General features: G+C 67.1%; 25 protein-coding genes. 7 read left to right on the top strand and 18 right to left on the bottom strand.

The window, feature by feature from the left end:
- The 8 genes from QT386_RS12430 to QT386_RS12395 all read right to left on the bottom strand — a co-directional run.
- A partial coding sequence (locus QT386_RS12430) for a hypothetical protein (protein WP_289274091.1) occupies positions 1 to 121 on the bottom strand: 121 nt, incomplete at its 3' end.
- A gap of 106 nt (positions 122 to 227) precedes the next feature.
- Positions 228 to 1,325 carry a quinolinate synthase NadA gene (gene nadA, locus QT386_RS12425; protein WP_289274089.1) on the bottom strand — a complete coding sequence of 366 codons (1,098 nt, stop codon included), beginning with the start codon at positions 1,323 to 1,325 and terminating at the stop codon, positions 228 to 230.
- 91 nt (positions 1,326 to 1,416) lie between these two features.
- Positions 1,417 to 2,991: a hypothetical protein gene (locus QT386_RS12420; protein WP_289274088.1), complete on the bottom strand. Its 1,575-nt coding sequence runs from the start codon at positions 2,989 to 2,991 to the stop codon at positions 1,417 to 1,419.
- Positions 2,992 to 3,019: 28 nt separating this feature from the next.
- Positions 3,020 to 4,816 (bottom strand): aspartate--tRNA ligase, encoded by a 1,797-nt coding sequence (aspS, locus tag QT386_RS12415; RefSeq protein WP_367401429.1) that lies wholly within the window; start codon positions 4,814 to 4,816, stop codon positions 3,020 to 3,022.
- 138 nt (positions 4,817 to 4,954) lie between these two features.
- The gene (locus QT386_RS12410) at positions 4,955 to 5,257 is read right to left on the bottom strand and encodes a zinc ribbon domain-containing protein (RefSeq protein ID WP_289274087.1); all 303 of its coding nucleotides are present in this window, start codon (positions 5,255 to 5,257) and stop codon (positions 4,955 to 4,957) included.
- A gap of 82 nt (positions 5,258 to 5,339) precedes the next feature.
- A complete protein-coding gene (locus tag QT386_RS12405; RefSeq protein ID WP_289274086.1) occupies positions 5,340 to 6,530 on the bottom strand; it encodes an ATP-binding protein in 1,191 nt (396 codons plus the stop codon).
- On the bottom strand, positions 6,527 to 8,302 hold the full coding sequence (locus QT386_RS12400; protein ID WP_289274085.1) for a diguanylate cyclase: 1,776 nt from the start codon (positions 8,300 to 8,302) through the stop codon (positions 6,527 to 6,529). Before QT386_RS12400 ends, QT386_RS12405 begins: the two co-directional genes overlap by 4 nt.
- Positions 8,303 to 8,304: 2 nt before the next feature.
- Positions 8,305 to 8,787 (bottom strand): response regulator, encoded by a 483-nt coding sequence (locus QT386_RS12395; protein ID WP_289274084.1) that lies wholly within the window; start codon positions 8,785 to 8,787, stop codon positions 8,305 to 8,307.
- Between the two features lie 109 nt (positions 8,788 to 8,896).
- Between QT386_RS12395 and QT386_RS12390 the strand changes: the two genes are divergently transcribed.
- Positions 8,897 to 9,760, top strand: coding sequence for a DMT family transporter (locus QT386_RS12390; RefSeq protein ID WP_289274083.1), 864 nt, complete (start codon positions 8,897 to 8,899; stop codon positions 9,758 to 9,760).
- Positions 9,761 to 9,784: 24 nt separating this feature from the next.
- On the opposite strand, the gene QT386_RS12385 is transcribed toward QT386_RS12390, so the two are convergent.
- On the bottom strand, positions 9,785 to 10,549 hold the full coding sequence (locus QT386_RS12385) for a competence/damage-inducible protein A (protein WP_289274082.1): 765 nt from the start codon (positions 10,547 to 10,549) through the stop codon (positions 9,785 to 9,787).
- A gap of 174 nt (positions 10,550 to 10,723) precedes the next feature.
- Between QT386_RS12385 and QT386_RS12380 the strand changes: the two genes are divergently transcribed.
- Positions 10,724 to 11,266 (top strand): DJ-1 family glyoxalase III, encoded by a 543-nt coding sequence (locus QT386_RS12380; protein WP_289274081.1) that lies wholly within the window; start codon positions 10,724 to 10,726, stop codon positions 11,264 to 11,266.
- A 71-nt stretch (positions 11,267 to 11,337) separates the two neighbouring features.
- Here QT386_RS12380 and grxD read toward each other — a convergent pair whose 3' ends face one another.
- Positions 11,338 to 11,667: a Grx4 family monothiol glutaredoxin gene (gene grxD / locus QT386_RS12375; protein WP_289274080.1), complete on the bottom strand. Its 330-nt coding sequence runs from the start codon at positions 11,665 to 11,667 to the stop codon at positions 11,338 to 11,340.
- A 199-nt stretch (positions 11,668 to 11,866) separates the two neighbouring features.
- Here grxD and QT386_RS12370 point away from each other — a divergent pair, with 199 nt between their 5' ends.
- The 3 genes from QT386_RS12370 (at position 11,867) to nadC (ending at position 14,344) form a co-directional block, all read left to right on the top strand.
- Positions 11,867 to 12,442 carry a superoxide dismutase gene (locus QT386_RS12370; RefSeq protein ID WP_289274079.1) on the top strand — a complete coding sequence of 192 codons (576 nt, stop codon included), beginning with the start codon at positions 11,867 to 11,869 and terminating at the stop codon, positions 12,440 to 12,442.
- 75 nt (positions 12,443 to 12,517) lie between these two features.
- Positions 12,518 to 13,426: an ornithine carbamoyltransferase gene (gene argF / locus QT386_RS12365; RefSeq protein ID WP_289274078.1), complete on the top strand. Its 909-nt coding sequence runs from the start codon at positions 12,518 to 12,520 to the stop codon at positions 13,424 to 13,426.
- Between the two features lie 63 nt (positions 13,427 to 13,489).
- Complete coding sequence (gene nadC / locus QT386_RS12360) at positions 13,490 to 14,344, top strand: carboxylating nicotinate-nucleotide diphosphorylase (RefSeq protein WP_289274077.1); 855 nt, start codon at positions 13,490 to 13,492, stop codon at positions 14,342 to 14,344.
- A 104-nt stretch (positions 14,345 to 14,448) separates the two neighbouring features.
- Here nadC and murI read toward each other — a convergent pair whose 3' ends face one another.
- The 7 genes from murI to QT386_RS12325 all read right to left on the bottom strand — a co-directional run bounded on the left by murI (position 14,449) and on the right by QT386_RS12325 (position 21,303).
- A complete protein-coding gene (murI, locus tag QT386_RS12355) occupies positions 14,449 to 15,216 on the bottom strand; it encodes a glutamate racemase (RefSeq protein WP_367401433.1) in 768 nt (255 codons plus the stop codon).
- 118 nt (positions 15,217 to 15,334) lie between these two features.
- Positions 15,335 to 16,126, bottom strand: coding sequence for an alpha/beta fold hydrolase (locus tag QT386_RS12350; protein WP_289274075.1), 792 nt, complete (start codon positions 16,124 to 16,126; stop codon positions 15,335 to 15,337).
- A 15-nt stretch (positions 16,127 to 16,141) separates the two neighbouring features.
- On the bottom strand, positions 16,142 to 18,019 hold the full coding sequence (gene sppA / locus QT386_RS12345) for a signal peptide peptidase SppA (RefSeq protein WP_289274074.1): 1,878 nt from the start codon (positions 18,017 to 18,019) through the stop codon (positions 16,142 to 16,144).
- A 52-nt stretch (positions 18,020 to 18,071) separates the two neighbouring features.
- Positions 18,072 to 19,193 (bottom strand): beta-ketoacyl-ACP synthase III, encoded by a 1,122-nt coding sequence (locus tag QT386_RS12340; RefSeq protein WP_289274073.1) that lies wholly within the window; start codon positions 19,191 to 19,193, stop codon positions 18,072 to 18,074.
- A 99-nt stretch (positions 19,194 to 19,292) separates the two neighbouring features.
- Positions 19,293 to 20,702: a S9 family peptidase gene (locus tag QT386_RS12335; RefSeq protein ID WP_289274072.1), complete on the bottom strand. Its 1,410-nt coding sequence runs from the start codon at positions 20,700 to 20,702 to the stop codon at positions 19,293 to 19,295.
- Positions 20,702 to 20,995, bottom strand: a complete 294-nt coding sequence (locus tag QT386_RS12330) for a hypothetical protein (RefSeq protein ID WP_289274071.1) — start codon at positions 20,993 to 20,995, stop codon at positions 20,702 to 20,704. The genes QT386_RS12335 and QT386_RS12330 overlap by 1 nt, the downstream gene beginning before the upstream one ends.
- Complete coding sequence (locus QT386_RS12325; RefSeq protein ID WP_289274070.1) at positions 20,992 to 21,303, bottom strand: hypothetical protein; 312 nt, start codon at positions 21,301 to 21,303, stop codon at positions 20,992 to 20,994. The genes QT386_RS12330 and QT386_RS12325 overlap by 4 nt, the downstream gene beginning before the upstream one ends.
- A 33-nt stretch (positions 21,304 to 21,336) precedes the next feature.
- Here QT386_RS12325 and QT386_RS12320 point away from each other — a divergent pair, with 33 nt between their 5' ends.
- Positions 21,337 to 21,846: an alpha/beta fold hydrolase gene (locus QT386_RS12320; RefSeq protein ID WP_289274069.1), complete on the top strand. Its 510-nt coding sequence runs from the start codon at positions 21,337 to 21,339 to the stop codon at positions 21,844 to 21,846.
- Positions 21,843 to 22,277, top strand: a complete 435-nt coding sequence (locus tag QT386_RS12315) for a DUF3293 domain-containing protein (RefSeq protein ID WP_289274068.1) — start codon at positions 21,843 to 21,845, stop codon at positions 22,275 to 22,277. Before QT386_RS12320 ends, QT386_RS12315 begins: the two co-directional genes overlap by 4 nt.
- On the opposite strand, the gene QT386_RS12310 is transcribed toward QT386_RS12315, so the two are convergent.
- On the bottom strand, positions 22,253 to 22,708 hold the full coding sequence (locus QT386_RS12310) for a thioesterase family protein (protein ID WP_289274067.1): 456 nt from the start codon (positions 22,706 to 22,708) through the stop codon (positions 22,253 to 22,255). The two genes, QT386_RS12315 and QT386_RS12310, sit on opposite strands and share 25 nt — an antisense overlap.
- Between the last annotated feature and the right edge of the window lie 29 nt (positions 22,709 to 22,737).

Below are 22,737 nucleotides of genomic sequence, written 5' to 3'. Positions count from 1 at the left end.
GGCTGGCGTAGTTCTCGGAGGCGATCAGCTCGATGTGCGCTTCCTGCCGGCCTTCTTCCTTGCGGATGGCAGAGGACAGCTCAGGGTCGAATTCGGAAAGGCTCGGGGCGTTGGTCCACATGGCTTCTTTCTACTCGGGAATCGGGAATCGGGAATCGGGAATCGTCAAAAGAGGCTGGGCTTCTACGATTCCCGATTCCCCATTCCCGATTCCCGTCTTTATAGAACTAGTCGACGACTTCCAGCATCAGTTCCAGCGCCGCCTTGGCGGGCCTGGCGATGTCGGCCGGCACGCGGATCTGGTTGACTACCTTGCCGGCCACCAGGTTGTCCAGGGTCCAGGCGAGATGCTGCGGGTCGGTGCGGAACATCGTGGAGCACATGCACACGGTGGGCGACATGAACTCCACCTTCACGCCCTTGGGCTTCATCTCGTCCGCCAGGCGGTTCACCAGGTTCAGCTCAGTGCCGACCAGCCAGTGGTCGCCGGGGTTGGAGGCCCGAACGGTGCGCAGGATGTACTCGGTGCTGCCGACGAAGTCGCTCTTCTCGCAGACCTGCAGCGCGTTTTCCGGGTGGCTGATGACCTTGCCTTCCGGGTGGCGGCTGCGGAAATTGTCGATGTGCGCGGGCTGGAACATCTGGTGGACCGAGCAGAAGCCCTTCCACAGGATCATCCTGGCGGCGCGGATCGCCTCGGGCGTGTTGCCACCCAGGGGCTTGTTGAAGTCCCAGACGATCATCTGGTCCAGGCCGATGCCCATGTTCTTGGCGGTGTTGCGGCCCAGGTGCTGGTCGGGAAAGAACAGCACCTTCTCGCGGCGGGCGAAGCTCCACTCCAGCACCGCGCGGGCGTTGCTGGAGGTGCAGACGATGCCGCCATGGTTGCCGCAGAAGGCCTTCAGGTCCGCTGCGGAATTGATGTAGGTTACTGGCGTAACCATCTGATCCGGATCAAGAATCTCGGACAGTTCCGCCCAGCACTTGTTGACCTTGACCAGGTTGGCCATGTCCGCCATGGAGCAGCCGGCCGCGAGGTCCGGCAGGATCACGGAGCGCTGGCCATTGGTGAGGATGTCCGCCACCTCGGCCATGAAGTGCACGCCGCAGAACACGATGAATTCCGCATCCGACTTCGATGCGAGCTGTGACAGCTTCAGGGAATCCCCTGTGAAATCAGCGTGTTTGAAGACTTCGTTGCGCTGGTAGTGATGACCAAGGATGCATAGGCGCTTGCCCAGCAGCTTCTTGGCGGCGGTAATGCGTGCGTCGCATTCGCCATCGTCCAGCAGATTGAAATGCTCGATCTTGAGCGCGGCAGCCATGTCGGCCTCCAGGCCTGAAAATGCCCGTCATTAGCCAGACATTGTAGCGCGGCCGGCCCTCAACCACTACCGGTTGAGGGCCGGGGGATGCTTACTTGTCGAGGATGACCGTGACCTCGCGGGTCTTGGTGACCGTGGCGGTATCGATGTCCGCCGTCACCTTGACGGTGCGCTGCTCCAGTTCGGGCGTCGTGCTGTTCTCGTCGACGTTGTCGACATACAGCGAGCGCAGCAGGCCCGCACCGGCGATCACGCCGTTGACGATCGTGGCCTTGAGCGGCTGGCTGCTGGTCCAGTTCACATGCCGGGTCAGGTCCTGCTGCGAGCCGTCGGTGTAGGTGCCGGTGGCCCGGAACTGCAGCGACAGCAGCGCGACCAGAGCCGCCGGACTTGTCGGCGTCACGTCGATGGATTGCAGGGTCTTCTTCTTGACGTAGAAGGTCAGCGGATCGGCCTGCGCGGCGCGGCAGGTGATGGGCGCGGTAGTGGATTCGTTCACATCCGGAGTCGCCGGATCATCCGGCGGCGGAGCAGCGGACAGGCAGAAATCGATCGTCACCGGGGCACTCGTCTCGGGCGGGGTCACGCCCGTCTCGGCTTTGGCCGTATTCACGGCCAGGATGCCGGAAGGCCTGGCGCCGGCGCCGGGAAGAATGACGTCCGTGTTGGAGGACTTGGCGTAGAGGAAGGATTGCGGGGAGTTGAGGATCGACAGGCTCGAAACGTCCAGTTCTCGCTCGGTGCGCGCGGCGTCGAAGGTCGTCCAGACACGCAGCAGTTCGGAGCTCAGACCGGTCTTGGACTTGGTCGGATCGACCACGGCCAGGACGTTGCCATTGGGCATGGTGTCGAACTCACGGTCCACTATCAGACCGGTAGCCGCCGCGACACCCACGTCGAGGTAGGCTTTGCTCAAGAGGGCATTGCTCTGGGGGCAGGCCTGCAGCAGCGGCCGCAGCCTCATTTCAGCCCCCGCAGCGGTGGTCTTCTCCAGCGCACGAACGTTGACTCCAACCACACTGGCGGCTTCCAGCTTGGCCACGGTCTCGTCCGGCGTATCGAACGCCCACTTGTCGATGGCGAAACCGAGGTCGATTTCAGTGCCGTTCACCTTGCCCGACAGCAGCGCGTTCATCACCGTGCTATGCGCCAACTTGACCGACTTGGTATCCGGCTTGAAGGCACCCACGGCCTGCACCCGGAGGCCCTCCGGATTCTCGACCTTGTAGGTCTTGGTCAGCTTGATACCATAGAAGTCGGCGGTAATCTCAGCCTCGCCCGCCTGCAACGGAACCAGACGCCCGCCGACCTGGAAGTACAGCGGCTTGCCTGTCTCAGGATCGTTGGCAGCCGGCACCGCCAAATCGCCAACGTTGCTGACGTACAGGATGTCGGGGCGGTTGGAGGTCCACTTGGCGCGATTGGAGAAGTTCTCGCGACCGCCGCCGTTGGTATAGGAGATGCCGTACTGGAGGGTTTCCGGGAGGCAGGTATAGACCGTGTAGCGCTTGTCAGTGCCCAACAGGGACGTGCCGCCGATCTTGTCGAAATCCTTGACGGAATTCGGATCCGGCGCGCTGCCGTCGCCCACGCCGCTGCACCCGGCCAGCATCACTACGACCGACGCGGCGACCAAGCCCACGATTCCGCCCTGCTTGATTCCCATCTTCAGCATTCCTCAGATTTGATGCGCTTCAGGCCGGCTTCGCCGGCTCCTTGGGCTGTACGGTGCTGCGAATGCTCAGTTCGCGGAGCTGCTTGGCATCCACCGAACTCGGAGCATTGGTCAGCGGGCAATGCGCGGTCTGCGTCTTGGGGAAGGCGATCACCTCTCGGATGCTCTGCCCGCCCGCCATCAGCATGACCAGGCGGTCCACGCCGATCGCCAGGCCACCGTGCGGAGGCGCGCCAAAAGACAGCGCCTCCAGCAGGAAGCCGAACTTCTCCTGCTGCTCCTCCGCGCCGATCCCCAGCAGGTCGAACACCGCCTGCTGCACGTCGGCCCGGTGGATACGCACCGATCCGCCGCCCAGCTCGATACCGTTCAACACGATGTCGTAACCCTGGGACAGGATCGTTCCCGGATTGTTCCGGATTTCCTGCGCGTCGAACTGCTTGGGCGCCGTGAAGGGGTGATGCGGCGAGACCCAGCGGCCGCCTTCGCGGTCGTCCCACTCGAACATCGGCCAGTCCACCACCCACAGGGCCTTCCAGCCCTGGGCGGTGATGCCCAGGTCGTTGCCGACCTTCAGGCGCAGCGCGCCGAGGGCATCGGAGACCACGCCGTGCTTGTCGGCGCCGAAGAAAAGCACGTCGCCGTCCTGCGCACCGGTGCGCTCCAGGATGCCGGCCAGGGCCGCATCGTGGATGTTCTTGACGATCGGCGACTGCAGGCCGTCACGGCCCTTGGCCTTGTCGTTGACGACGATGTAGGCCAGGCCCCGGGCGCCGTAGATCTTGACGAACTCGGTGTACTTGTCGATCTCGCCGCGCGACAGGCGCTCGCGGCCACCGGGCACGCGCAGGGCCGTGACGCGGCACTTGGGATCGTTGGCCGGGCCGGCGAAGACCTTGAAGTCCACGTCCTTGACCAGGTCGGCCACGTCGACCAGCTCCAGCGGGTTGCGCAGGTCCGGCTTGTCCGAGCCATAGCGCGCCATGGCGTCGGCGTAGGTCATGTGCGGCAGCTCGCCCAGGTCCACGCCCAGGACTTCCTGGAACAGTTCCTTCACCAGCCCCTCGATCAGGGCCATGATCTCGTCCTGCGTCAGGAACGAGGTCTCGACGTCGAGCTGGGTGAATTCCGGCTGGCGGTCCGCGCGCAGGTCCTCGTCGCGGAAGCAGCGCGCGATCTGGTAGTAGCGGTCCAGGCCCGACATCATCAGCAGCTGCTTGAACAGCTGCGGCGACTGCGGCAGCGCGAAGAACTGGCCCTGGTGCGTGCGGCTGGGCACCAGGTAGTCACGCGCGCCTTCCGGCGTCGCCTTGGTCAGGATCGGCGTCTCGACATCGACGAAACCCTTGGCGTCCATATAGTTGCGCATGCGGCGCACCACTTCATGGCGCAGGCGCAGGTTCTTCTGCATCGACGTGCGGCGCAGGTCGATGTAGCGGTACTTGAGGCGGATGTCCTCGCCGGCGGTCTCGTCGTCCGGGTGGAACGGCGGGGTTTCCGCCTTGTTCAGCAGCTCGATCTCTTTGGCCAGCAGCTCGATCTTGCCGGTGGTCAGACCGGCATTCTCGGTGCCGGTGGGGCGCGGACGCACGCGGCCGGTGATCTTGACGACGTATTCCGAGCGCAGCTTGTCGGCCAGCTGGAAGGCTTCCGGGGTATCCGGATCGAATACGCACTGCAGCAGGCCTTCACGGTCGCGCAGGTCGATAAAAATCACACCGCCATGGTCGCGGCGGCGGTGCACCCAGCCGGAAACGATAACGGTCTGGCCGGTCAGCGCTTCGGTGACCTGGCCGCAGTAATGGGAACGCATCATGTTGGAATCTTTAGGTTTACGCCGGCCCTTGCAATCTCGGCCGGAACGACGGGTCGCGTAGTGTAACCGCCTGCCCGGAAACGCGAAACGGCGCCCCGAGGGCGCCGTTTGCCTGTAAAACCGCAGCCTGAGGGCCGTTCAGGCCGCCGCGTCGGTCTTGGCGGCGCAGGCCGGCTTGTCGCAACCGGACGGGGTGCAGGACGCGCCGGAGTCAGAGCCCGAGCCGGATGCCGACTCGCCGGTCAGGTTCTTCTTGCTGCCGGACTTGAAGTCGGTTTCGTACCAGCCGCCGCCGCTGAGGCGGAAGCCGGCGGCGGAGACGACCTTGGTCAGGGCCGCCTTGCCGCAGGAGGGGCAATCGGTCTCCGGCGCATCGGAAATGCGCTGCATGATCTCGGTTTCGACTCCGCAATCCCGGCAAACGTACTCGTAAATCGGCATGGCAACCTCGATGAAACGTCAAAAAACACAACGGGCGCGGAGGCTATAGGGTCCGGCCGGGCCTTTTCAAGACCCCCTCCCCTTATCCGACGTCCGGCGGTGTGATCTTGGGGCTGCGCTGGGTGGCTGGCTGCACCGGGATCTGGATGTGGAACTCGGCCCCCTTGGGTCGGCTCTCGGCCCAGATCTGGCCACCGTGGTAGGCCACGATCTTGCGGCAGATGGCCAGGCCGATGCCGGTACCCTCGTACTCGCCCGGACCGTGCAAGCGACGGAATACCGCGAAGATGTTCTCCAGCTGGTCGGCCGGGATGCCGATGCCGTTGTCGATCACGGTGATGTGCCAGTCGTCCTTGCGACGGTCGCAGTAGACCTCGATCACCGGCTTGCCGCCCTGGGGCTGGAACTTGATGGCGTTGCCGACCAGGTTCTGGAACAACTGCTGCAGCAGACTGTGGTCGGCCGTGATCTCCGGCAGGTTCTCGGCGATCAGCGTGGCGCCGGAGCGCTCGAACTCGCTCTCCAGCGCCCTGCGCGCCTTGTCCAGCGTGCTGCCCAGGGGCTTCTTCTCGAACGGCGAATCGGTGCGGCCCACCCGCGACAGTGCCAGCAGGTCGTTGATCAGGGTCTGCATCTGCCGCGTGCCCTGCTCGATGAATTCGAGGAACTCCAGGGCGTCGCCGTCGAGCTTGCTCTTGTAGCGCTGCGACAGCAGGCGCGAGAAGCCGGAGATGTTGCGCAGCGGCGCCTGCAGGTCATGCGAGGTGATGTAGGCGAACTGCTCCAGCTCCGCCGCGGCGCGCTTCTGCTCGGTCAGGGACTTGCGCAAGTTCCGCTCGGCGGACTCGCGCAGCAGGATCTCCTCCTGCAGGCGGTGGTTGGACTCCTGCAACTCCTGCGGGGAGCGCATGGCCAGCAGCTTGGGCACCAGGGGGATGATCGCCAGCGCGGTCGCCAGCGACACCAGGGCGGTCAGGGCCTTGATCCAACCTTCCAGGTAATAGACCGGGTGCCAGATGGTGATGATGCCGAAGACGTGGGTGACACCGCAGAGCGTGATGAACGCCGCGAACAGCGCGATGGCCCAGTTGAAACTGATGCGATTCCGGTAGCGCCGCAGGAAATACATCATGGTCACCGGGATCATGAAGTACGCCAGGGCGATGGTCAGGTCACCGAGAACATGCAGCAGGATCAGGTCCTGGCGCCCCACGAAGCAGAACGAATGCGGCATCAGGGGCGTGGGGTCCAGCCAGTTCAACAGGACGTTCATGCGGCGGAGGTCTCGGCGGCGGGCCGGCGTTGGCCGGCACCCCCACGAAGGTAGTCGGCCAGTGCCTCGCTGGCCAACGGCGGACAGGGCCAGAAGCCCTGCACATAGCGGAAATCCAGGCCGGCAAAGCCCTCCAGCTCCTCGCCCGATTCGATGCCGGTGAGGAACACCTGCAACTGCAGGGCCGAAGCCGCCGCCAGCAGCCCCAGCAGGAAACGATGCGGGGTACTGTTGCGCCCCTCGCGAGCGGCGGCGCGCAGCAGCCTGCGGTCCAGTTTGACGCCGGCAATGGCCGGCGAGGCCAGGGCATGCAGGTCGCCGTTGCCCGGCAGGAAGCCCTCCAGCACCATGGCAAAACCAGCCTCGCGGAAGCGCTCCGCCGGCACCGCCAGGCGCCCGTCGGAGGTCCCCATGACGGCGGCATCTACCTCCAGCTGCACCTGGTCCGGGCGGATGCCCTCCTCTGCCAGCACCGCCACCAGGCGCTCCGCCTGCTGCGGCGCCTGCAGCTCGGCACCCGAAAGGTTCAGGGCCAGCAGGCCCGGCGCCAGCCCGGCGTCACGCCAGCCGCGCCAGTCGCGCGCTGCCAGCCGCGCCAGCTCCAGGCCCAGCTCTGGCATGCGCCCACCCCGCTCCAGCATCGGCAGGAATTCCGCCGGCAGCAGCAGGCCCTCCGGACGGCGCCAGCGCAGCAGCGCCTCGATGCCGGCCACGTCGCCCGTGCCGTAATGCAGCCAGGGCTGGAAATGGATCTCGAAGCCGCCCTCGGCGACGGCCTTGGCCGCGTCGGCACCGAACTGCCCCGACAGCTCGGCATCGGCGGCGCCGAACTCGTCGGGCAGCGATAGCACACCGCCGCCGCTGCCCTTGGCGCGGTACATGGCGGCGTCGGAATGATGCAGCAGTTCCTCCAGCGTCTCGCCGTGCTCCGGATAGAGCGCGATGCCGACGCTGCAGCCCACCGAGACCGCCCGCCCCTCGATGCTCTCGATGCCGCGGATGCGCTCGACGATGCGTTCTGCCACTTCGCGGGCACGCGCCAGCTCGCCGATGGAGGACAGCAGGATCGCGAATTCGTCACCGCCGATGCGCGCCAGGGTGTCGCTGTCGCGCACCGACTCCCGCAGGATCTGCGCGATGCGCAACAGCAGGGCATCGCCCACGGCGTGGCCGTGGCGGTCGTTGACCGCCTTGAAGCGATCCAGGTCCAGGAAGCAGATGGCGAAACGCTTGGCCTGGGCCGTGGCCAGGTGCTGGCGGGCGCGCTCCTCGAAGAGCTTGCGGTTGATCAGCCCGGTGACCGGATCGTGGCTGGCCTGCTCGAACTGGCGCGCGCTGCGTTCCTCCAACTCGCGCACTTGCCGGCTGCGCTCCAGGGCATGGCGCACCACCTTGAGCAGGCGCTCGCCCTCGTACTGCCCCTTGACGACATATTCCTGCGCGCCGAGCTGTAGCGCCCGGATCGCCGAGCTTTCGCAGTCCAGGCCGGTGAGCACGATCACGGCCAGCTGCGGCGCCAGGCTGCGCAGGCGCTCGACATTGGCCAGGCCCTGCCCGTCCGGCAGCCCCAGGTCCAGCAGGGCGCAGTCATGCGGGTTGCGACGCAGTTCCTCCTCGGCGTCGCCGATGCTGCGCACGGTCTTGAGCACCAGTTCGCCGCGGTCGATCGCCTCGCGCAGCGACTCCTTCAGCAGGCGCGCGTCCGCCGGCGAGTCCTCGACCGCAAGGATCGAGAACGGGGCGATGGTGGGTGGTTGCGGGGCTGCGGACACGCTCATTCCATGCGGGGCGGCAACTGGATCATGCCCAGCCAGCAATCGCGGATCATGCTGGCCAGGCGCTCGAATTCCTCGAGGTCCACCGGCTTCACCAGGTAGGCGTTGGCGTGGGACTGGTAGCACTCCACCACGTCCCGCTCGGCCTTGGAGGTGCTCAGGATCAGCACCGGGATCTGGCGCAGCTTGGGGTCACCCTTGACCTCGCGCAGGACCTCGCGGCCGTCGCGGCGCGGCAGGTTCAAGTCCAGCAGCACCAGGTCCGGCAGCGGCAGGCGGGCATGCTCGCCCTCCCGGCGCAGCATGCGCAGGGCCTGCTCGCCATCCCGTGCCACATGCAGGCGGTGGCGGAACCCGGCATCGCGGAAGACCTCCTGCGCCAGCCGGACGTCCGCCGGGCTGTCCTCCACCAGCATCAGCACGTATTCGCGGCCATCCGCTGTCGCGGATACCGGCGTTCCCTCGCTGTCCATCATGGCCATCCTCGGCACTCCATACGTTGCGCTAAAATCTACCAGTGGTGATGGGGGCTTTCCTTGGATTGTTTATACCGTTTCCACGCCGTCCATCGCTCCCCCCAATACTCCCATCATGCAGAACGATCTCAAGCGCGGCGCCGCCCATGCCGTCTACGCGGCAGCCGCCTTTTCGCTGACCGGGGTCTGCGTCAAGGCCGCCAGCGCCACAGCCACCAATGAGGTCGTGGTGTTCTTCCGCTGCCTGGTCAGCCTGCTGGTCCTGATGCCCTGGGTCCTGCGCCAGGGCGCCGACAGCCTGCGCAGCAGCCGGGTCGGCGGGCACCTCTGGCGGGCCAGCTTCGGCGTACTGGCCATGTATGCCTTCTTCTATGCCATCGCCCGCCTGCCCCTGGCCGAGGCCATGCTACTGACCTACTCCACCCCGCTCTGGGTGCCCTTCATCGCCTGGGCCTGGATCGGTGAACGCCCGCCGGCCGTGGTGTTCCCGGCCGCCCTGCTGGGCCTGGTCGGCCTCGCCTTCATCGTCAAACCCGGCAGCACCCAGATCGACTGGCTGGCAGGGCTGGTCGGCGCCGGCTCCGGATTCCTGGCCGGCTGCGCCATGGTCAGCATTCGCCGCATCTCCGACACCGAGCCCGCACAGCGTATCGTGCTCTACTTCATGATCCTGGCTACCGTGATCTCCGCCATCCCCCTGCTGTGGGCCTGGCAGACTCCGGACCTGCAGACCCTGGCCCTGCTGGTCGGCGCCGGCGTCACCGCCACCGTCGGCCAGCTCAACCTGACGCGGGCCTACGCCTGGGCACCGGCGGCCCTGGTCGGGCCCTTCACCTACGCCTCGGTGGTGTTCTCCGCCCTGCTGGCCTGGTGGATCTGGGACGAGAACCTGGATGGCTGGTCGGCCTTCGGCATCCTGCTGGTGGTGGCGACCTGCGTGATGGTGGGGTGGAAGCGGACGCCTGCCGCGGAGGCCTGAGAAGAACCCTCCGGCCTGCATTTCCTATGCAGGCGCCTTCAACACCTCGATCTCGATCGCCGGCCAGGCCTTCAACCCCTCGCAGAAGCTGGCATAGGCCGCCGCCGCATCCGCCCTGGGCCCCTTGAAGCCGAACTCGATCTGCCGCGGCCGTTCCGGCGAGCCGCGGAACGGCAGGCTGGCCAGCTTGATGGCGGGCCAGCGCTCGAGCGTCTCCCGCATCAGCGGCAGCAGGTCGCCCTCGGTGACCGGGCCGATGGCGTTCAGGGAGTACTCCACCGGCGGCTCGGCCTGGTGCAGGTGGCGCAGGCGCTGGTCCAGCACCCACTCCAGCATCGGCCAGGCCATCTCCGGGAAGCCGGGGACGAAGTAGCAGTTCTCCACCGAGAAGCCCGCCACCCGGTTCACCGGGTTGGGGATCAGCTCCGCCCCGGCCGGGAAGTCGGCCATCAGCACCCGGTTGGGCAGGGCCTGGTCGCCGTACTGGGCCAGGATCAGGGCCTCGCCCTCCGGGTGACGGACGATGGGACGGCCGAAGGCCTGGGCCGCCGCCTGGCGGGTGCAGTCGTCCGGCGTGGCACCGATGCCGCCGCAGGACAGCACGGTATCTCCCCGCGCCACGGCCGCGGCGATGGCGGCGGCGATGCGGTCCTGGTCGTCCCCCAGGAACTGCGCCCAGTCCAGTGCGATGCCGCGCTCGGCCAGCAGGCCGATGACCCTGGACAGGTGCTTGTCCTGGCGTTTTCCTGACAGGATTTCATCGCCGATCACGAATAGACCTACAGCCATGCCTCACCTCGCAGACGCTCGCCGGCAATGGGGATTTTGATGTGACGACAACCCGGCATCCTCTGCTTTCCGAACTTAATTTTTATGGGTCGGGCGGAAGCGAAAAGGGCTGTGGCATTCTACCATCGTGCCCAGCCACGGTTTTCACCCAAAAAAACCAAAGGAGTTTCCACGATGAATGCTCTGGTCGTCGTCGCAAACGGTTCGGAATCCATGGAAGCCGTCACCATCATCAACGTGCTGCGGCGTGGTGAAGTCGCGGTGACCGTGGCCAGCATCGAGAGTGGGCGCGAGGTGGAAGGCACCCGTGGCCTGAAGCTGACCGCCGACGCGCTATGGGCGGATGTCGCCGGCCGGGATTTCGATCTCATCGCCCTGCCGGGCGGCGAAAAGGGCGCGCAAGCCCTGTCGGCTCATGCCGGCCTGGTGGACAAGCTCAAGGCCCAGCGCCAGGCCCACCGCTGGACCGGCGCGATCTGCGCCTCGCCGGCCCTGGTGCTGTCGGCGCATGGCTTGCTGGACGGCAAGAAGGCCACCTGCTACCCCTCCTTCCGCGAACAGTTGCTGCATTATGTGGACCTGCCGGTGGTGGTGGACGGCCACTGCGTCACCGGCCAGGGGCCGGCCAGCGCGGTCGCGTTCGGCCTGCAACTGGTGGAGGTACTGGCAGGGGCCGAAAAGCGCCGCTCGGTCGCCCAGGGCCTGCTGGCCGCCTGATCCTCTGGAACAGCGGCCGGAAACGAAAAACGCCCGCTTACGCGGGCGTTTTTCGTTGACCGGAGGGTGAATCAGGCCGCTTTGCTGTCCGCGACCGCTTCCTGCAACATCTTCTGCAGTTCGCCGGACTGGTAGAGGTCCAGCGTGATGTCGCAGCCGCCGACCAGCTCACCCTTGACGTAAAGCTGCGGGAAGGTCGGCCAGTTGGCGTACTTCGGCAGTGCGCGATAGACCTCTTCGTCCTCGAAGATGTTCACGTAGGAGAACGGGACGTTGCAGGCCTTGAGGGCCTGGGTCGCCCGGGCGGAAAATCCGCACTGGGGAAAATCCGGCGAGCCCTTCATGTAAATCATGATCGGGTTGTCGGTGACCTGCTTCTTGATGCGCTCCAGCGCGTCCATTTTGCCTTCTCCGGCTGCTGGTAAGGGTACGGCGGGCGCGGATTATACGCGCACTGCCCGGGGAATGAATCCTCGCAAGAACCGGTCCAAGTCCATGTGTGGTATTGAATTTGCGGGGCCGCTCGCCTATTTTGTCGGCCCCACTTGCAGCCGGCCGGCGCATCCCCGGCGCCGCTTAGCAACAAAAGGAATCAAATCAATGGCTCTGACGCTCCCTGAACTCCCCTACGCCCGCGACGCGCTCGCTCCCCACATGTCCGCCGAGACGCTGGACTTCCACTACGGCAAGCACCACAAGGCTTACGTCGACAACGGCAACAAGCTGATCGCCGGCACCGAGTTCGAGAACATGGCGCTGGAGGACATCGTCAAGAAGTCCTCGGGCAAGATCTTCAACAACGCCGCCCAGGTCTGGAACCACACCTTCTTCTGGAACTGCCTCACCCCGAAGCAGACCCCGCCGGGCAAGAAGCTCACCGACGCGCTGGTCAAGCAGTTCGGCGGCGTCGAGGACTTCAAGAAGCAGTTCACCGAGGTGGCGATGAACACCTTCGGCTCGGGTTGGGCCTGGCTGGTGCAGAATGCCGACGGCAGCCTCGCCCTGGTCAGCACCTCCAACGCCGGCTGCCCGCTGACCGCCGGCCAGAAGCCGCTGCTCACCGCCGACGTCTGGGAGCACGCCTATTACGTCGACTACCGCAACGCCCGCGCCAGCTTCCTCGAGCACTTCTGGGCTCTGGTGAACTGGCAGTTCGTCGAGAGCAATCTCGGCTAAACGTTTAGTCACACCGCAACGGGGCCGCTCCATCCGGTAGCGGCCCTTTTGCTTTTTCTAGGGAACCGATTTGTCATGACCCGCCACTTGCTGAAGCTGTCCGACCTGAGCGCGCAGGAAGCCCAGGGGATCGTGGAGCGCGCCATCGCGCTCAAGAACAGCCGCGACCCCGCCTACCGCCCGTTCATCGGCAAGACCCTGGCCATGCTGTTCACCAAGAGCTCGACGCGCACCCGCGTCAGCTTCGAGTCCGGCATGGTGAAGTTCGGCGGGCATGCCCTGTTCCTCAGCGCCAACGCCACGCAGATGGGCCGCGACGAGCCGCTGCGGGACACGGCCAACGTGCTGTCGCGCATGTGCGACGCGATCATGATCCGCAATGATTCCCAGGCCGACCAGGAAGAGCTGGCGCGCCACTCCCGCGTCCCGGTGATCAACGGCCTGTCGAACCTGCACCATCCCTGCCAGCTGCTGGCCGACATGCAGGTCTGGACCGAGCACCGCGGCAGCCCCAAGGGCAAGACCGCCGCCTGGATCGGCGACGGCAACAACGTCTGCCACTCCTTCATCGAAGCGGCGCAGCTGTTCGACTTCAAGCTGAAGATCGCCAGTCCCAAGGGCTATGAGCCTGCGCAGGAAATCGTCCGTGCCGGCGGCTCCCGCATCGAACTGGTGGCCGACGCTGCCAGCGCCGCCGCCGGCGCCGACGTGGTGATCACCGATACCTGGACCAGCATGGGCCAGGAAGCCGAGACCCAGCGCCGCCTGAAGGCCTTTGCCGGCTACCAGGTGGACGACGCGCTGATGAAGCGCGCCAAGCCGGAAGCCATCTTCCTGCACTGCCTGCCCGCCCACCGCGGCGAGGAAGTCAGCGCCTCGGTCATCGACGGGCCGCAGTCGGTGATCTACGACGAGGCCGAGAACCGCCTGTGGGCGCAGATGGCCCTGGTGGAATTCCTGCTCGGCATGACGCCCAAGGCGTGAGGCGTGAGGCGTGAGGCGTGAGGCGTGAGGCGTGAGGCGTGAGGCGTGAGGCGAAATAGCGAAATGGAACTGCCAAAGTACGTCAATGATGTGTCTGCCGTGGTCGCGCATGCGCTGGCCGAGGATGTGGGCGGCGGCGACTTCACGGCGCGCTTGGTGCCGGCTGGCGAGCAGGGCCGTGCCTACGTGATCTCCCGCGAGAACGCCGTGGTCTGCGGCCGACCCTGGGTCGACGAGGTGTTCCGCCAGCTGGATACCGCCATCGAGGTGAAGTGGCTGGTGCAGGAAGGTCAGCAAGTCGCCCCAGACCAGCGCCTGTACGAACTCAAGGGCCCGGCCCGCGCGCTGCTCACCGGCGAGCGCCCGGCCCTGAACTTCCTGCAGACCCTGTCCGGCACCGCCACTGCGGTACGCCAGTACGTGGACGCCGTGGCCGGCACCGGCGCGCGCATCGCCGACACGCGCAAGACCCTGCCCGGCCTGCGCAACGCACAGAAGTACGCCGTACTCTGCGGCGGCGGCATCAACCACCGCATCGGCCTCTACGACGGAATCCTGATCAAGGAAAACCACATCGCCGCCGCCGGTGGCATCCGCCAGGCCATCGCCAATGCCCGCGCCCTCCAGGCCGGCGTGCCGCTGATGACGGAGGCGGAGACCCTGGAAGAGGCCCGCGCGGCGCTGGAAGCCGACGTGGACCTGCTGCTGGTGGACGACTTCAGCCTGCCGGACCTGCGCGAGGCCGTGCGCCTGGTGCGCGAGCACCGCGCCCGTGGCGGCAAGACCGTGATCGAATACTCGGGCGGCGCGACACTGCAGAACGTACGCGGCTATGCCGAATGCGGCGTGGACCGCATCGCCATCGGCAGCATCACCAAGCACATCCGGGCGCTGGATCTGTCGATGCGGTTCGCCTGAAGGGCCCCATTACCCTGACTGACTTGTAGGAGCGGCCGTTGGCCGCGAGCGCCGATCGACACGGCTGGCGGACTTCGCGGCCAACGCCCGCTCCTCGTGCACCTCTACGCCTCTGGCATCAGTAGCGGCCGCAGGCGCTCCAGTTGCTCGGCGTCGCCGCTGCCATGCCATTCGATGCTGCCGGCCGCTTCGGCATCGTTGACCAGCCCCTCGCGCTCCAGCAGGCGCTGCGCCTGCCGGGCCACCGCGGCGCCGGTGTCGATCAGGCTCACTTCCTTGCCCACCACTTCCTGGATCAGGGGCCGCAGGAAGGGATAGTGGGTACAGCCCAGCACCAGCACGTCGGCGCCCTGCTGCTGCAATGGGGCGGTGTAGCGCCGCACCAGCTCGCGCGTCTCCGGGGTATCCAGCAGCCCCGCCTCCACCTGCTCCACCAGGCCCGGACAGGGCTGGGTGATCACACGCACGCCGCCAGCGTGATCCGCCACCAGCTTGTGGAACTTATCGCCGCCCAGCGCCGCGCCGGTGGCCAGCACGCCGACCACACCGCTTCGGGTCTGCGCCGCCGCCGGCTTCACCGCCGGCTCCATGCCGACGAAGGGGATCGGATAGGTGGCGCGCAGGTGCTCCACCGCGGCGATGGTGGCGGTGTTGCAGGCCACCACGATCAGCTTGGCGCCGCGCGCGATCAGGTATTCCGTGATGGCTACCGCCCGTGCCTGGATCTGCTCGCGGGTCTTGCCGCCGTAGGGGCAATGGCCGCTGTCGGCGTAGTAGACCAGGTTCTCGCGCGGCAGCAGGCGCCGGATCTCGCGCAGCACGGAGATGCCGCCGACGCCGGAGTCGAACACACCTATCGGCGCCGAACTCATATTGCTGTCGCGAGCAGCGTTGAGTGCCCCGGCACGAAGCACTGGGATCTTGGCGTCGCGAGTCGACGCAGGCATGAGCGGAGGCCGACGACCTCAGTCACTACCTCCGGTTGTTCGCTCATGCCTTCACCTTGCGACGGAAGAACTTCAGCAGCACCGGGTTGAAGGCCTCTGGCGCCTCCGAAGGCAGGCCGTGCCGCCCCTCGGGGAACCAGTGCAGGTAGCCACGCGGCAGCGCATGGGCGAACTTCACCACGTCTTCATGCCCGAAGTAGTCCCGCCCTGCCCCGACCACCAGCACTGGCATCTTCAGCTCAGGCAAGCGGTCGATCACCGACCACTGCACCAGCCGGCCAAGCGAGCCGAGATAGGCGCGCCGCGTATTGCGGGCACCGCGGGCGATCACCTTGGCCCGCAGGCCCTCGTTCTCCGGCCCCGGGAACATGCGGTGCGCGCTGATGCGCGACAGCCGCGCCGGGCCCAGCAGGCCCATCACCAGCAGGCGATAGCCGATCTCGAAGTGCTGTCGCGGCGTGCGCGGACGGAAGCCCGGCACGCTGTTGGTGATCACCAGGCGCTGCACGCGCTGGGGGTACTGCAGCGCGAACTGCAGGCACACCGCGCCGCCCATGCTGTGGCCCACCAGCAGGCAGCTCTCGACGCCGATGGCATCGAGGAAACGGCGCAGGTCCTCGACGAACTGCATGACCCCGGGCCCCTGCGTGCCGATCGGCGTATCGCCGAAGCCACGCAGGTCCGGCGCCAGCACGCGGTAGTGCTCGCCGAAGGGCGCGATCTGGTAGTCCCAGTCGGCCCAGGAGCCGCCCAGGCCGTGGACCAGCACCAGCGGCGTGCCGGACCCCGCCTCGACGTAGTGGACGTCGATATCGCCGATGCTGGCCGTGGGCATGCCGGGCGGCAGGCTTCAGCGGCCCATGATGCTGCCGCCCATGCTCGGCGTGCAGTAGCAGTTGGCGTACATGCCGCGCGGATCATTGAGGCTGCGCAGGGCGCGCTCGGCATCGGTGCGCTGCAGCAGGGTGGTCAGCCAGCGCGTGGTCCCGGCCGGCAGGAAGTCCAGCCTGATGCTGCCCGAGAACGGCAGCAGGAAGTCGAAGGGGAAGCCGCGCCCCGGGCTGTACTCCTGCAGTTCATAGCTCTCCGGGGACAGGCTGGCGAGCTTGGCCGCGGCAGCCGCCGCTTCCTCGAGCCCGCCGAGGTGGTCCACCAGGCCGAGGGTCTTGGCCTCGCCGCCGCTCCAGACACGGCCGCGTGCCAGACCGTCGACCTTCTCCACCGGCAGCTTGCGCGCCTTGGCCACGCCTCCGATGAAGTCGCGGTAGCCCTTGTCGATCTGCGACTGGATGATGCTGGATATTTCCGGCGTCAGCGGCCGATCCAGGCGCAGGCTGCCGGCCAGCGACGTGGTGCCGACGCCGTCGGTGTGCACGCCGATCTTGCCCAGCGCCTGGTCGATGGTGGGGATCAGGCCGAAGATGCCGATGGAGCCCGTGATCGTGGTGCTGTGCGCCCAGATCTGGTTGGCGTCCATCGAGATCCAGTAGCCACCGCTGGCGGCCACCGTGGACATGGAGGCCACCACCGGCTTGCCCTCGGCCTTCAGGGCATCCACCTCGCGGCGGATCTGCTCGGAGGCCCAGACGCTGCCGCCGGGCGAATCCACGCGCAGGACCACCGCGGCCACGTCCTCGTCGCGACGCGCCTGGTCGAGCAGGTCGGCGATGGTGTCGCCGCCGGCCTGGCCGACGTCGCCCGGACCGTCCACGATCTCGCCCTGCACCACCACCAGCGCCACCTTGCTGCCCTTGCCGGTCGCCTTGGGCTTCCTGGCGTGCTGCATGGCGCGCAGGTACTCGCTGAAGTGCACCTGGCGGAAGCTGCCGTGGTCATCGTCGACGCCCACGATCGCGCCCATGCGCTGGCGGAACTCCTTGAGCGTCTCCACGTGCGTCACCAGCCCGGCCTTCTTGGCGTAGGCCGCGCTGTCGCCACCACCGGTCTCCAGCGCCTCGCGCATGCCGGTGACGTAGTTGATCACGCCGTTCTCGGGCAGCTTGCGCGCGCTATCCACGCCCTTGGCGTAATCGGTCCACAGGTCACCCAGCCAGGCGATGTTGGCCTGGCGCGCGTCCTCGGACATGTCGTTGCGGGTGAACGGCTCCACCGCAGACTTGTACTCGCCGACACGGAACACATTGATGCGCACGCCAAGCTTGTCCAGCGCTTCCTTGAAGTAGTTCTGGTAGACGCTGAAACCTTCGATGTGAACCATGCCCTGCGGGTCCACCACCACCTCGTCGGCGAGCGACGCGGCGAAGTACGGCGCCTGGTCGTACCAGGGGCTGTAGGCCACCACCTTCTTGCCCGCGGCCTGGAAGCGCTTGATCGCTACCCCCAGTTCCTCCAGCTGCGGCAGGCCGGCATTGGCCAGGGCGTCGAGCTTGAGCACGGCAAAGGTGATGCGCTTGTCGTCGCGCGCCAGTTCCAGGGCGTCGATCAGGTCGCGCAGCAGGGTCTGCGACGGCGGCTCGCCGCGCAGGCTCTCCACCAGGTGCTGGCCCGGGTCCTGGTCGATCTGCTCCACCAGGGCCCCGGTTGGCGCCAGGATCAGCGCCACGTTGTCCTCGATCTTCGGCGGCGTGCCACCGCCGAAGAAGGTGAACATCACGAACAGCCCGATGGCCAGGCTGAGCACGAAAAGGCTGCGGTAGATGATGACCGCGACCTTCCAGACTCGCCCGAAGAAGCGGCCCAGGGCCGAGGAAGATTTCTGTTCGCTCATGGATGCCTGTAGTACCTGAAGTCGCGCTTGGACCGCCGCTGCCGGACCGGGTTCACACCCGTTTCATCACCACGGAGCCGGCGGAATAGCCGGCGCCGAAGGCGCAAAGCACGGCCAGATCTCCGGCCTTGAGGTCCTCGTGGTGCTTGTGGAAGGCGATCACCGAACCAGCGGAGCTGGTGTTGGCGTATTCGTCGAGGGTCACCGGCGCCTCGTCCGGGCCCGGGTCACGGCCCAGGACACGCTTGGAGATCAGCTGGTTCATGCCCAGGTTGGCCTGGTGCAGGAAGAAGCGGCGCACCGAGTCCGGCGCCAGGCCCAGGTCGGTCAGGTGATTCACGATCAACTCGGAGGCCATCGGCACCACTTCCTTGAAGACCTTGCGGCCTTCCTGGTGGAACAGGATGTCGTCCCAGCGGCGCGGCGGCACTTCGCAGGCGTTGAGGAAGCCGAAGTTGTTGCGGATGTTGTTGGAGAACTGCGTCTGCAGGCGCGTACCCAGAACCTCGAAGCGCGTCGGCGACACGGCCGTCTCCAGCGGCTCCACCAGCACCGCCGTGCAGGCGTCGCCGAAGATGAAGTGGCAGTCGCGGTTGCGGAAGTTCAGATGGCCGGAGCAGATCTCGGGGCTTACCACCAACACGGCCCGGGCGCTGCCCATGCGCACGGCATCCACCGCGGCCTGGATGCCGAAGGCCGCCGAGGCGCAGGCCACGTTCATGTCGTAGCCGTAGCCGGTGATGCCCAGGTGGTGCTGCAGCTCCACCGCCATGGCCGGGTAGCCGCGCTGCATGTTGGAGCAGGCCACCAGGACGAAATCCACGTCCTCGGGCTTGCGCCCGGCCCGCTCCAGAGCCTGCTTCGCCGCGCCCAGGCCCATCTCGACCATGATCGAGGGCTCGTCGTCGCTGCGCGTGCGATAGCGCGGGCGCATCACGTCCACGTCCAGCACGCCCTCCTTGTCCATCACGAAGCGCGACTGGATGCCGGAAGCCTTGACGATGAACTCGGAGGACGAAGGCGCCAGGGCCGGAACCGTGCCGGTGGCGATGTCGTCGGCATGCTCGGCGTTGTAGCGCTCGACATAGCGGTTGTAGCAGGCCACCAGCTCGTCATTGCTGATGCTGTTCGGCGGCGTGAACAGCCCGGTGCCGGTAATGGCAACTCGTTTCATGGGGAATCCAGGAGGAATTGGGGGGAATTCGGTGATTTTCCCGATTCTAGCCTGCCGGAGTGCCGGCCGGCGGGAAATCACGCCAGCCTGGGAGGGGGCTCAGGAGACCGGCCAGCCGGCGGCGGCAGCGGCATGGCGCAGCGCCAGGCCGGGCTCGCGCTCGTAGCGGATCGAGAGGTGGGAACCCTGGTACCAGATGACCGGCACGTCCCAATGCCGGCCCAGCGCCAGCGGGTGGTGGGGCAGGACGATGCGGTCGGCAGCGGCGGCCACCACGTGCAGGCGGTCGCGCGGCAGCAGCGGCACCCGCGCCAGTGGGGAAACCACCTGCAGGATGTCGCGGTAGCGCTGTTCGTCCAGGCCATGCTCGCGGTAGTAGCGCAGGTGCTCGGGCGGCACGAAGCGCATCAGCGCCGAGGCGAAATCCGTGACCGGGATCACCGCCAGCGTGAAGTCCAGTCCGCGCTCGTAGGAGGCCAGCAGCGCGGCGTTGTAGCCGCCCAGCGAGTAGCCCATGACGCCGACCCGGGCCTTGCCCTCGTTCTGGCGCAGCCAGGCCAGGCTGCGGCGCAGGTCCCACAGCGCCTGCGACTGGGCATGGACCAGGTCCAGCGGATCGCCGTCCAGGTAGTGATCGCCACTGCGGGCGCCGATGCGGCGCGGGCCATGCAGCGGCAGCACCGGCTGGATCAGGTTGAAGCCCAGGCGGTGATACAGCCAGCGCGGCCCGAACAGGCTGAAGTCCAGCCAGGGCGTACCCATGCGGTAGCCGTGGATGCACAGCAGCCAGGGCCGCGGCGGTCCGGGGTGACGCAGCAGGCGCACGTGGCATTCCCGGTTGCGTTCATGGGCATTCCAGACCGCGGCGCCCGGCAAGCCCGCGTCGGGGACGAAACCGCTGTCGAAGCGCAGCACCTCGTAATCCTGCCCGCGGTGGCGCGCCTTCTTGATGAACACCCGTGCGGGCGGCGGCGGCTCGGGGTGCAGCGCTGCCGGGTCGCGGTCCAGGCCACGCGCCCGGATCGCGGCGAGCATCTGCTCGGCCTGGCGGCAGACCTGCAGCGCCTGTTCGCCAGCCGGCATGCGCGCGCCACCGACGAAGTAGCCCAGCACCGCCTCGTCCATGCCCACCTTGAGGTCCATCTGCGGACCGCGGTCGGGGGGCGGCACTTCCAGGCCCTGGGGCTCGCGGGTCAGTGCCGCCCTGCCCGCCGCCATGAAGCTGGCCAGGCTGCCGGCCAGGGCCAGCAGGGCCTGCCAGAAGCCGCCCGCGATCCAGGCCGGCAGGAAGAACAGCACGCCCAGCAAGCCAGCCAGCGCCATGTAGGCGCTGATGCGCGGATCGCCGGGGAACAGCAGCAGCGCGGTGCCGCAGGACAGCAGCAGCATGCCGGGCAGCAGGGACCAGAACAGCCAGGCGCCACCGGCATCCGGCAGCAGCCAGCAGAGCCCGGCCAGGATCGGCACGAAGCTCAGCGGCTCCCATTGCCGCGGCGCTGGCAGTTCCATCAGAGCAGGGCGCGGTACAGGATCCCGCCGCCACCGAAGATGCCCAGCAGCAGTACCGCCTCCGCCGGCCAGCGCCAGGCCTTCTCGCGCCGGTGGGCATGGAAGGCCAGCACCGAGAGCAGGAACAGGACGCAGAACACCAGGAAGGTGGTGACCACCAGGGGCCAGTCCTCGCGCAGGCGCGGCACGCTGTCGAGGTAGATGGCGTACAGCAGGGTGACCACGCCGATGGTGGACGCGAAGGAAGCCGCCGCTGCCATGGCGACGGCATTGAAGATCTGGATGCCTTTCATGAACGCTTGCCGCGAAGGAGTTTGATCAGGGGGAAGACTTCGCCGGCGACCTTGGGCTGCTTCATGCCCGCGCGGACCAGCAGGCCCACGAAGCCGCGCACGATCTTGTCGCGGTTCTTGAATACGTTGTCGACCATCGGCACCGCGCGGTCATCCATCATGGTGATGACGTCGTCGGGCTCGTCGCCGAACTTGAAGCGCATGGTCATGCGCACTTCCAGTGGCTGCTTGCGTTCGCGGCGGCGCTTGCGGCGGCGTTCCGCCAGGGTCAGGCGCTCTTCGGCGGCCTGCTTGTCCTTGTCGGGCATCATAATGCTCCGGTCGTCAGCCAGCGTTCAGACATGAAAGACCTTCCCGATCGTCTCGTGGTTTTCGCCCATGGCAAGGAATCCGGGCCCTGGGGCACCAAGATCCAGCATCTTGCCGTGACCGCGCGCCAGCGTGGCTACGAAGTCCTCAGCCCGGATTATAGTCACACCCACGATCCCCGCGAGCGCATGGCCCAGCTGCTGGCCCTCGCCCCCCGGGCGCGGCACAGCCTGGTGCTGGTGGGCTCCAGCATGGGCGGCTACGTGTCGGCGCAGGCCTGCGTCACGCTGCAGCCCCGCGCCCTGTTCCTGATGGCCCCGGCCCTGTACTTCCCCGGCTGGGAGGAAGAACCGCAGGGCATCCCCGCCCTGTGCAGCGTGGCCCACGGCTGGGGCGACGATATCGTGCCGGTGGAGCGCGGCATCCGCTTTGCCCGCCACAACCGCGCGGCACTGCACCTGCTGGACTCGGATCATGGGCTCAATGACCAGCTCGACACCCTGGCCCTGCTGCTCGACGACCTGCTGCGCCGCGCGGCATGAACCGCGCCTCGCTCGACCGGGCCTATCGCGCGACGCGGTACCGCGTGCGCCTGCCCGGCTTGGAGCTGGCGCTGCGCATCGGGGTTCGTGATGCGCAAAGCGAAGGGTGGCTGGCCCGGCTCGGCGGCTGCCGCCGGCACTGGGCGCTGGTCACACCCTGCAATCCCCACTCGCGACGGCTGATGAATTGGCAGAACCGGCTGCGCCACGCCGGCATGGAAGCAGGGCTGCGCGCCAGCGGGCTGGTCCACCACCCCAGCCTGCATTGCGACCCCTCGGGACAGTGGCCCGACGAGGCCGGCTTCCTGCTGGTGGACCCGCCGCATGGCTTGGCACGCGCGCTGGGCCGGCAATACGGCCAGAACGCCATCGTCAGCGGCCGCCTGGGCGAGGCGCCGCGCCTGATCTACCTGGGCACGGCCGGCACATAGGCCTTGAGGAATTCCTCCGGCTGGCGCCGCGGCCGGCCGGTCTTCATGTCGATGCAAACCCAGTGGGTCTGCCCGCGCAGCACGGTCTTGCCGTCGCCGGCGCGGATGATCTGGTAACGGCGCCACATGCTGAGCTTGCCGTCGTTCTCGTGGATCCAGGTGGCCGCCAGCAGCTCGTCACCGGCGAAGGTGGCGGCCAGGTAGTCCAGCTCGTGGCGGCGCGCCACGCAGCCCACGCCGGTGCGCTCATAGTCCTCGAAGCCGAAACCCAGGCTCACCGAGTGCGCCCAGGCCACCTTCTCCAGCCACTGCAGGTAGACCACGTTGTTGGTGTGGCCGAAGGCGTCGATATGCTCCGCGCCCACCGTGATCGGCTGGACGAAGGGGTTCTGCACGTCCCAGGCGGGCGCCGGCCTTGCTTGTTCTGTCATGCGAGCAGGTTAACCTGTGCGGATATCTT

This window comes from Solimonas sp. SE-A11, from assembly GCF_030345715.1.
Taxonomy (GTDB): domain Bacteria; phylum Pseudomonadota; class Gammaproteobacteria; order Nevskiales; family Nevskiaceae; genus Solimonas_A.
This window is presented reverse-complemented; position numbering and strand designations above follow the sequence as displayed.

What these genes read in the sequence shown, in the direction of transcription:
- QT386_RS12320 (WP_289274069.1), top strand. Translation starts at nt 21,337, where the DNA reads ATGAAAGACCTTCCCGATCGTCTCGTGGTTTTCGCCCATGGCAAGGAA.
- argF (WP_289274078.1), top strand. Translation starts at nt 12,518, where the DNA reads ATGACCCGCCACTTGCTGAAGCTGTCCGACCTGAGCGCGCAGGAAGCC.
- QT386_RS12370 (WP_289274079.1), top strand. Translation starts at nt 11,867, where the DNA reads ATGGCTCTGACGCTCCCTGAACTCCCCTACGCCCGCGACGCGCTCGCT.
- QT386_RS12340 (WP_289274073.1), bottom strand. Translation starts at nt 19,193, where the DNA reads ATGAAACGAGTTGCCATTACCGGCACCGGGCTGTTCACGCCGCCGAAC.
- QT386_RS12420 (WP_289274088.1), bottom strand. Translation starts at nt 2,991, where the DNA reads ATGGGAATCAAGCAGGGCGGAATCGTGGGCTTGGTCGCCGCGTCGGTC.
- QT386_RS12380 (WP_289274081.1), top strand. Translation starts at nt 10,724, where the DNA reads ATGAATGCTCTGGTCGTCGTCGCAAACGGTTCGGAATCCATGGAAGCC.
- QT386_RS12350 (WP_289274075.1), bottom strand. Translation starts at nt 16,126, where the DNA reads ATGCCCACGGCCAGCATCGGCGATATCGACGTCCACTACGTCGAGGCG.
- QT386_RS12390 (WP_289274083.1), top strand. Translation starts at nt 8,897, where the DNA reads ATGCAGAACGATCTCAAGCGCGGCGCCGCCCATGCCGTCTACGCGGCA.
- sppA (WP_289274074.1), bottom strand. Translation starts at nt 18,019, where the DNA reads ATGAGCGAACAGAAATCTTCCTCGGCCCTGGGCCGCTTCTTCGGGCGA.
- QT386_RS12330 (WP_289274071.1), bottom strand. Translation starts at nt 20,995, where the DNA reads ATGAAAGGCATCCAGATCTTCAATGCCGTCGCCATGGCAGCGGCGGCT.
- QT386_RS12335 (WP_289274072.1), bottom strand. Translation starts at nt 20,702, where the DNA reads ATGGAACTGCCAGCGCCGCGGCAATGGGAGCCGCTGAGCTTCGTGCCG.
- QT386_RS12405 (WP_289274086.1), bottom strand. Translation starts at nt 6,530, where the DNA reads ATGAACGTCCTGTTGAACTGGCTGGACCCCACGCCCCTGATGCCGCAT.
- QT386_RS12310 (WP_289274067.1), bottom strand. Translation starts at nt 22,708, where the DNA reads ATGACAGAACAAGCAAGGCCGGCGCCCGCCTGGGACGTGCAGAACCCC.
- QT386_RS12410 (WP_289274087.1), bottom strand. Translation starts at nt 5,257, where the DNA reads ATGCCGATTTACGAGTACGTTTGCCGGGATTGCGGAGTCGAAACCGAG.
- QT386_RS12385 (WP_289274082.1), bottom strand. Translation starts at nt 10,549, where the DNA reads ATGGCTGTAGGTCTATTCGTGATCGGCGATGAAATCCTGTCAGGAAAA.
- QT386_RS12395 (WP_289274084.1), bottom strand. Translation starts at nt 8,787, where the DNA reads ATGGCCATGATGGACAGCGAGGGAACGCCGGTATCCGCGACAGCGGAT.
- nadC (WP_289274077.1), top strand. Translation starts at nt 13,490, where the DNA reads ATGGAACTGCCAAAGTACGTCAATGATGTGTCTGCCGTGGTCGCGCAT.
- QT386_RS12325 (WP_289274070.1), bottom strand. Translation starts at nt 21,303, where the DNA reads ATGCCCGACAAGGACAAGCAGGCCGCCGAAGAGCGCCTGACCCTGGCG.
- QT386_RS12315 (WP_289274068.1), top strand. Translation starts at nt 21,843, where the DNA reads ATGAACCGCGCCTCGCTCGACCGGGCCTATCGCGCGACGCGGTACCGC.
- nadA (WP_289274089.1), bottom strand. Translation starts at nt 1,325, where the DNA reads ATGGCTGCCGCGCTCAAGATCGAGCATTTCAATCTGCTGGACGATGGC.
- aspS (WP_367401429.1), bottom strand. Translation starts at nt 4,816, where the DNA reads ATGATGCGTTCCCATTACTGCGGCCAGGTCACCGAAGCGCTGACCGGC.
- grxD (WP_289274080.1), bottom strand. Translation starts at nt 11,667, where the DNA reads ATGGACGCGCTGGAGCGCATCAAGAAGCAGGTCACCGACAACCCGATC.
- murI (WP_367401433.1), bottom strand. Translation starts at nt 15,216, where the DNA reads ATGAGTTCGGCGCCGATAGGTGTGTTCGACTCCGGCGTCGGCGGCATC.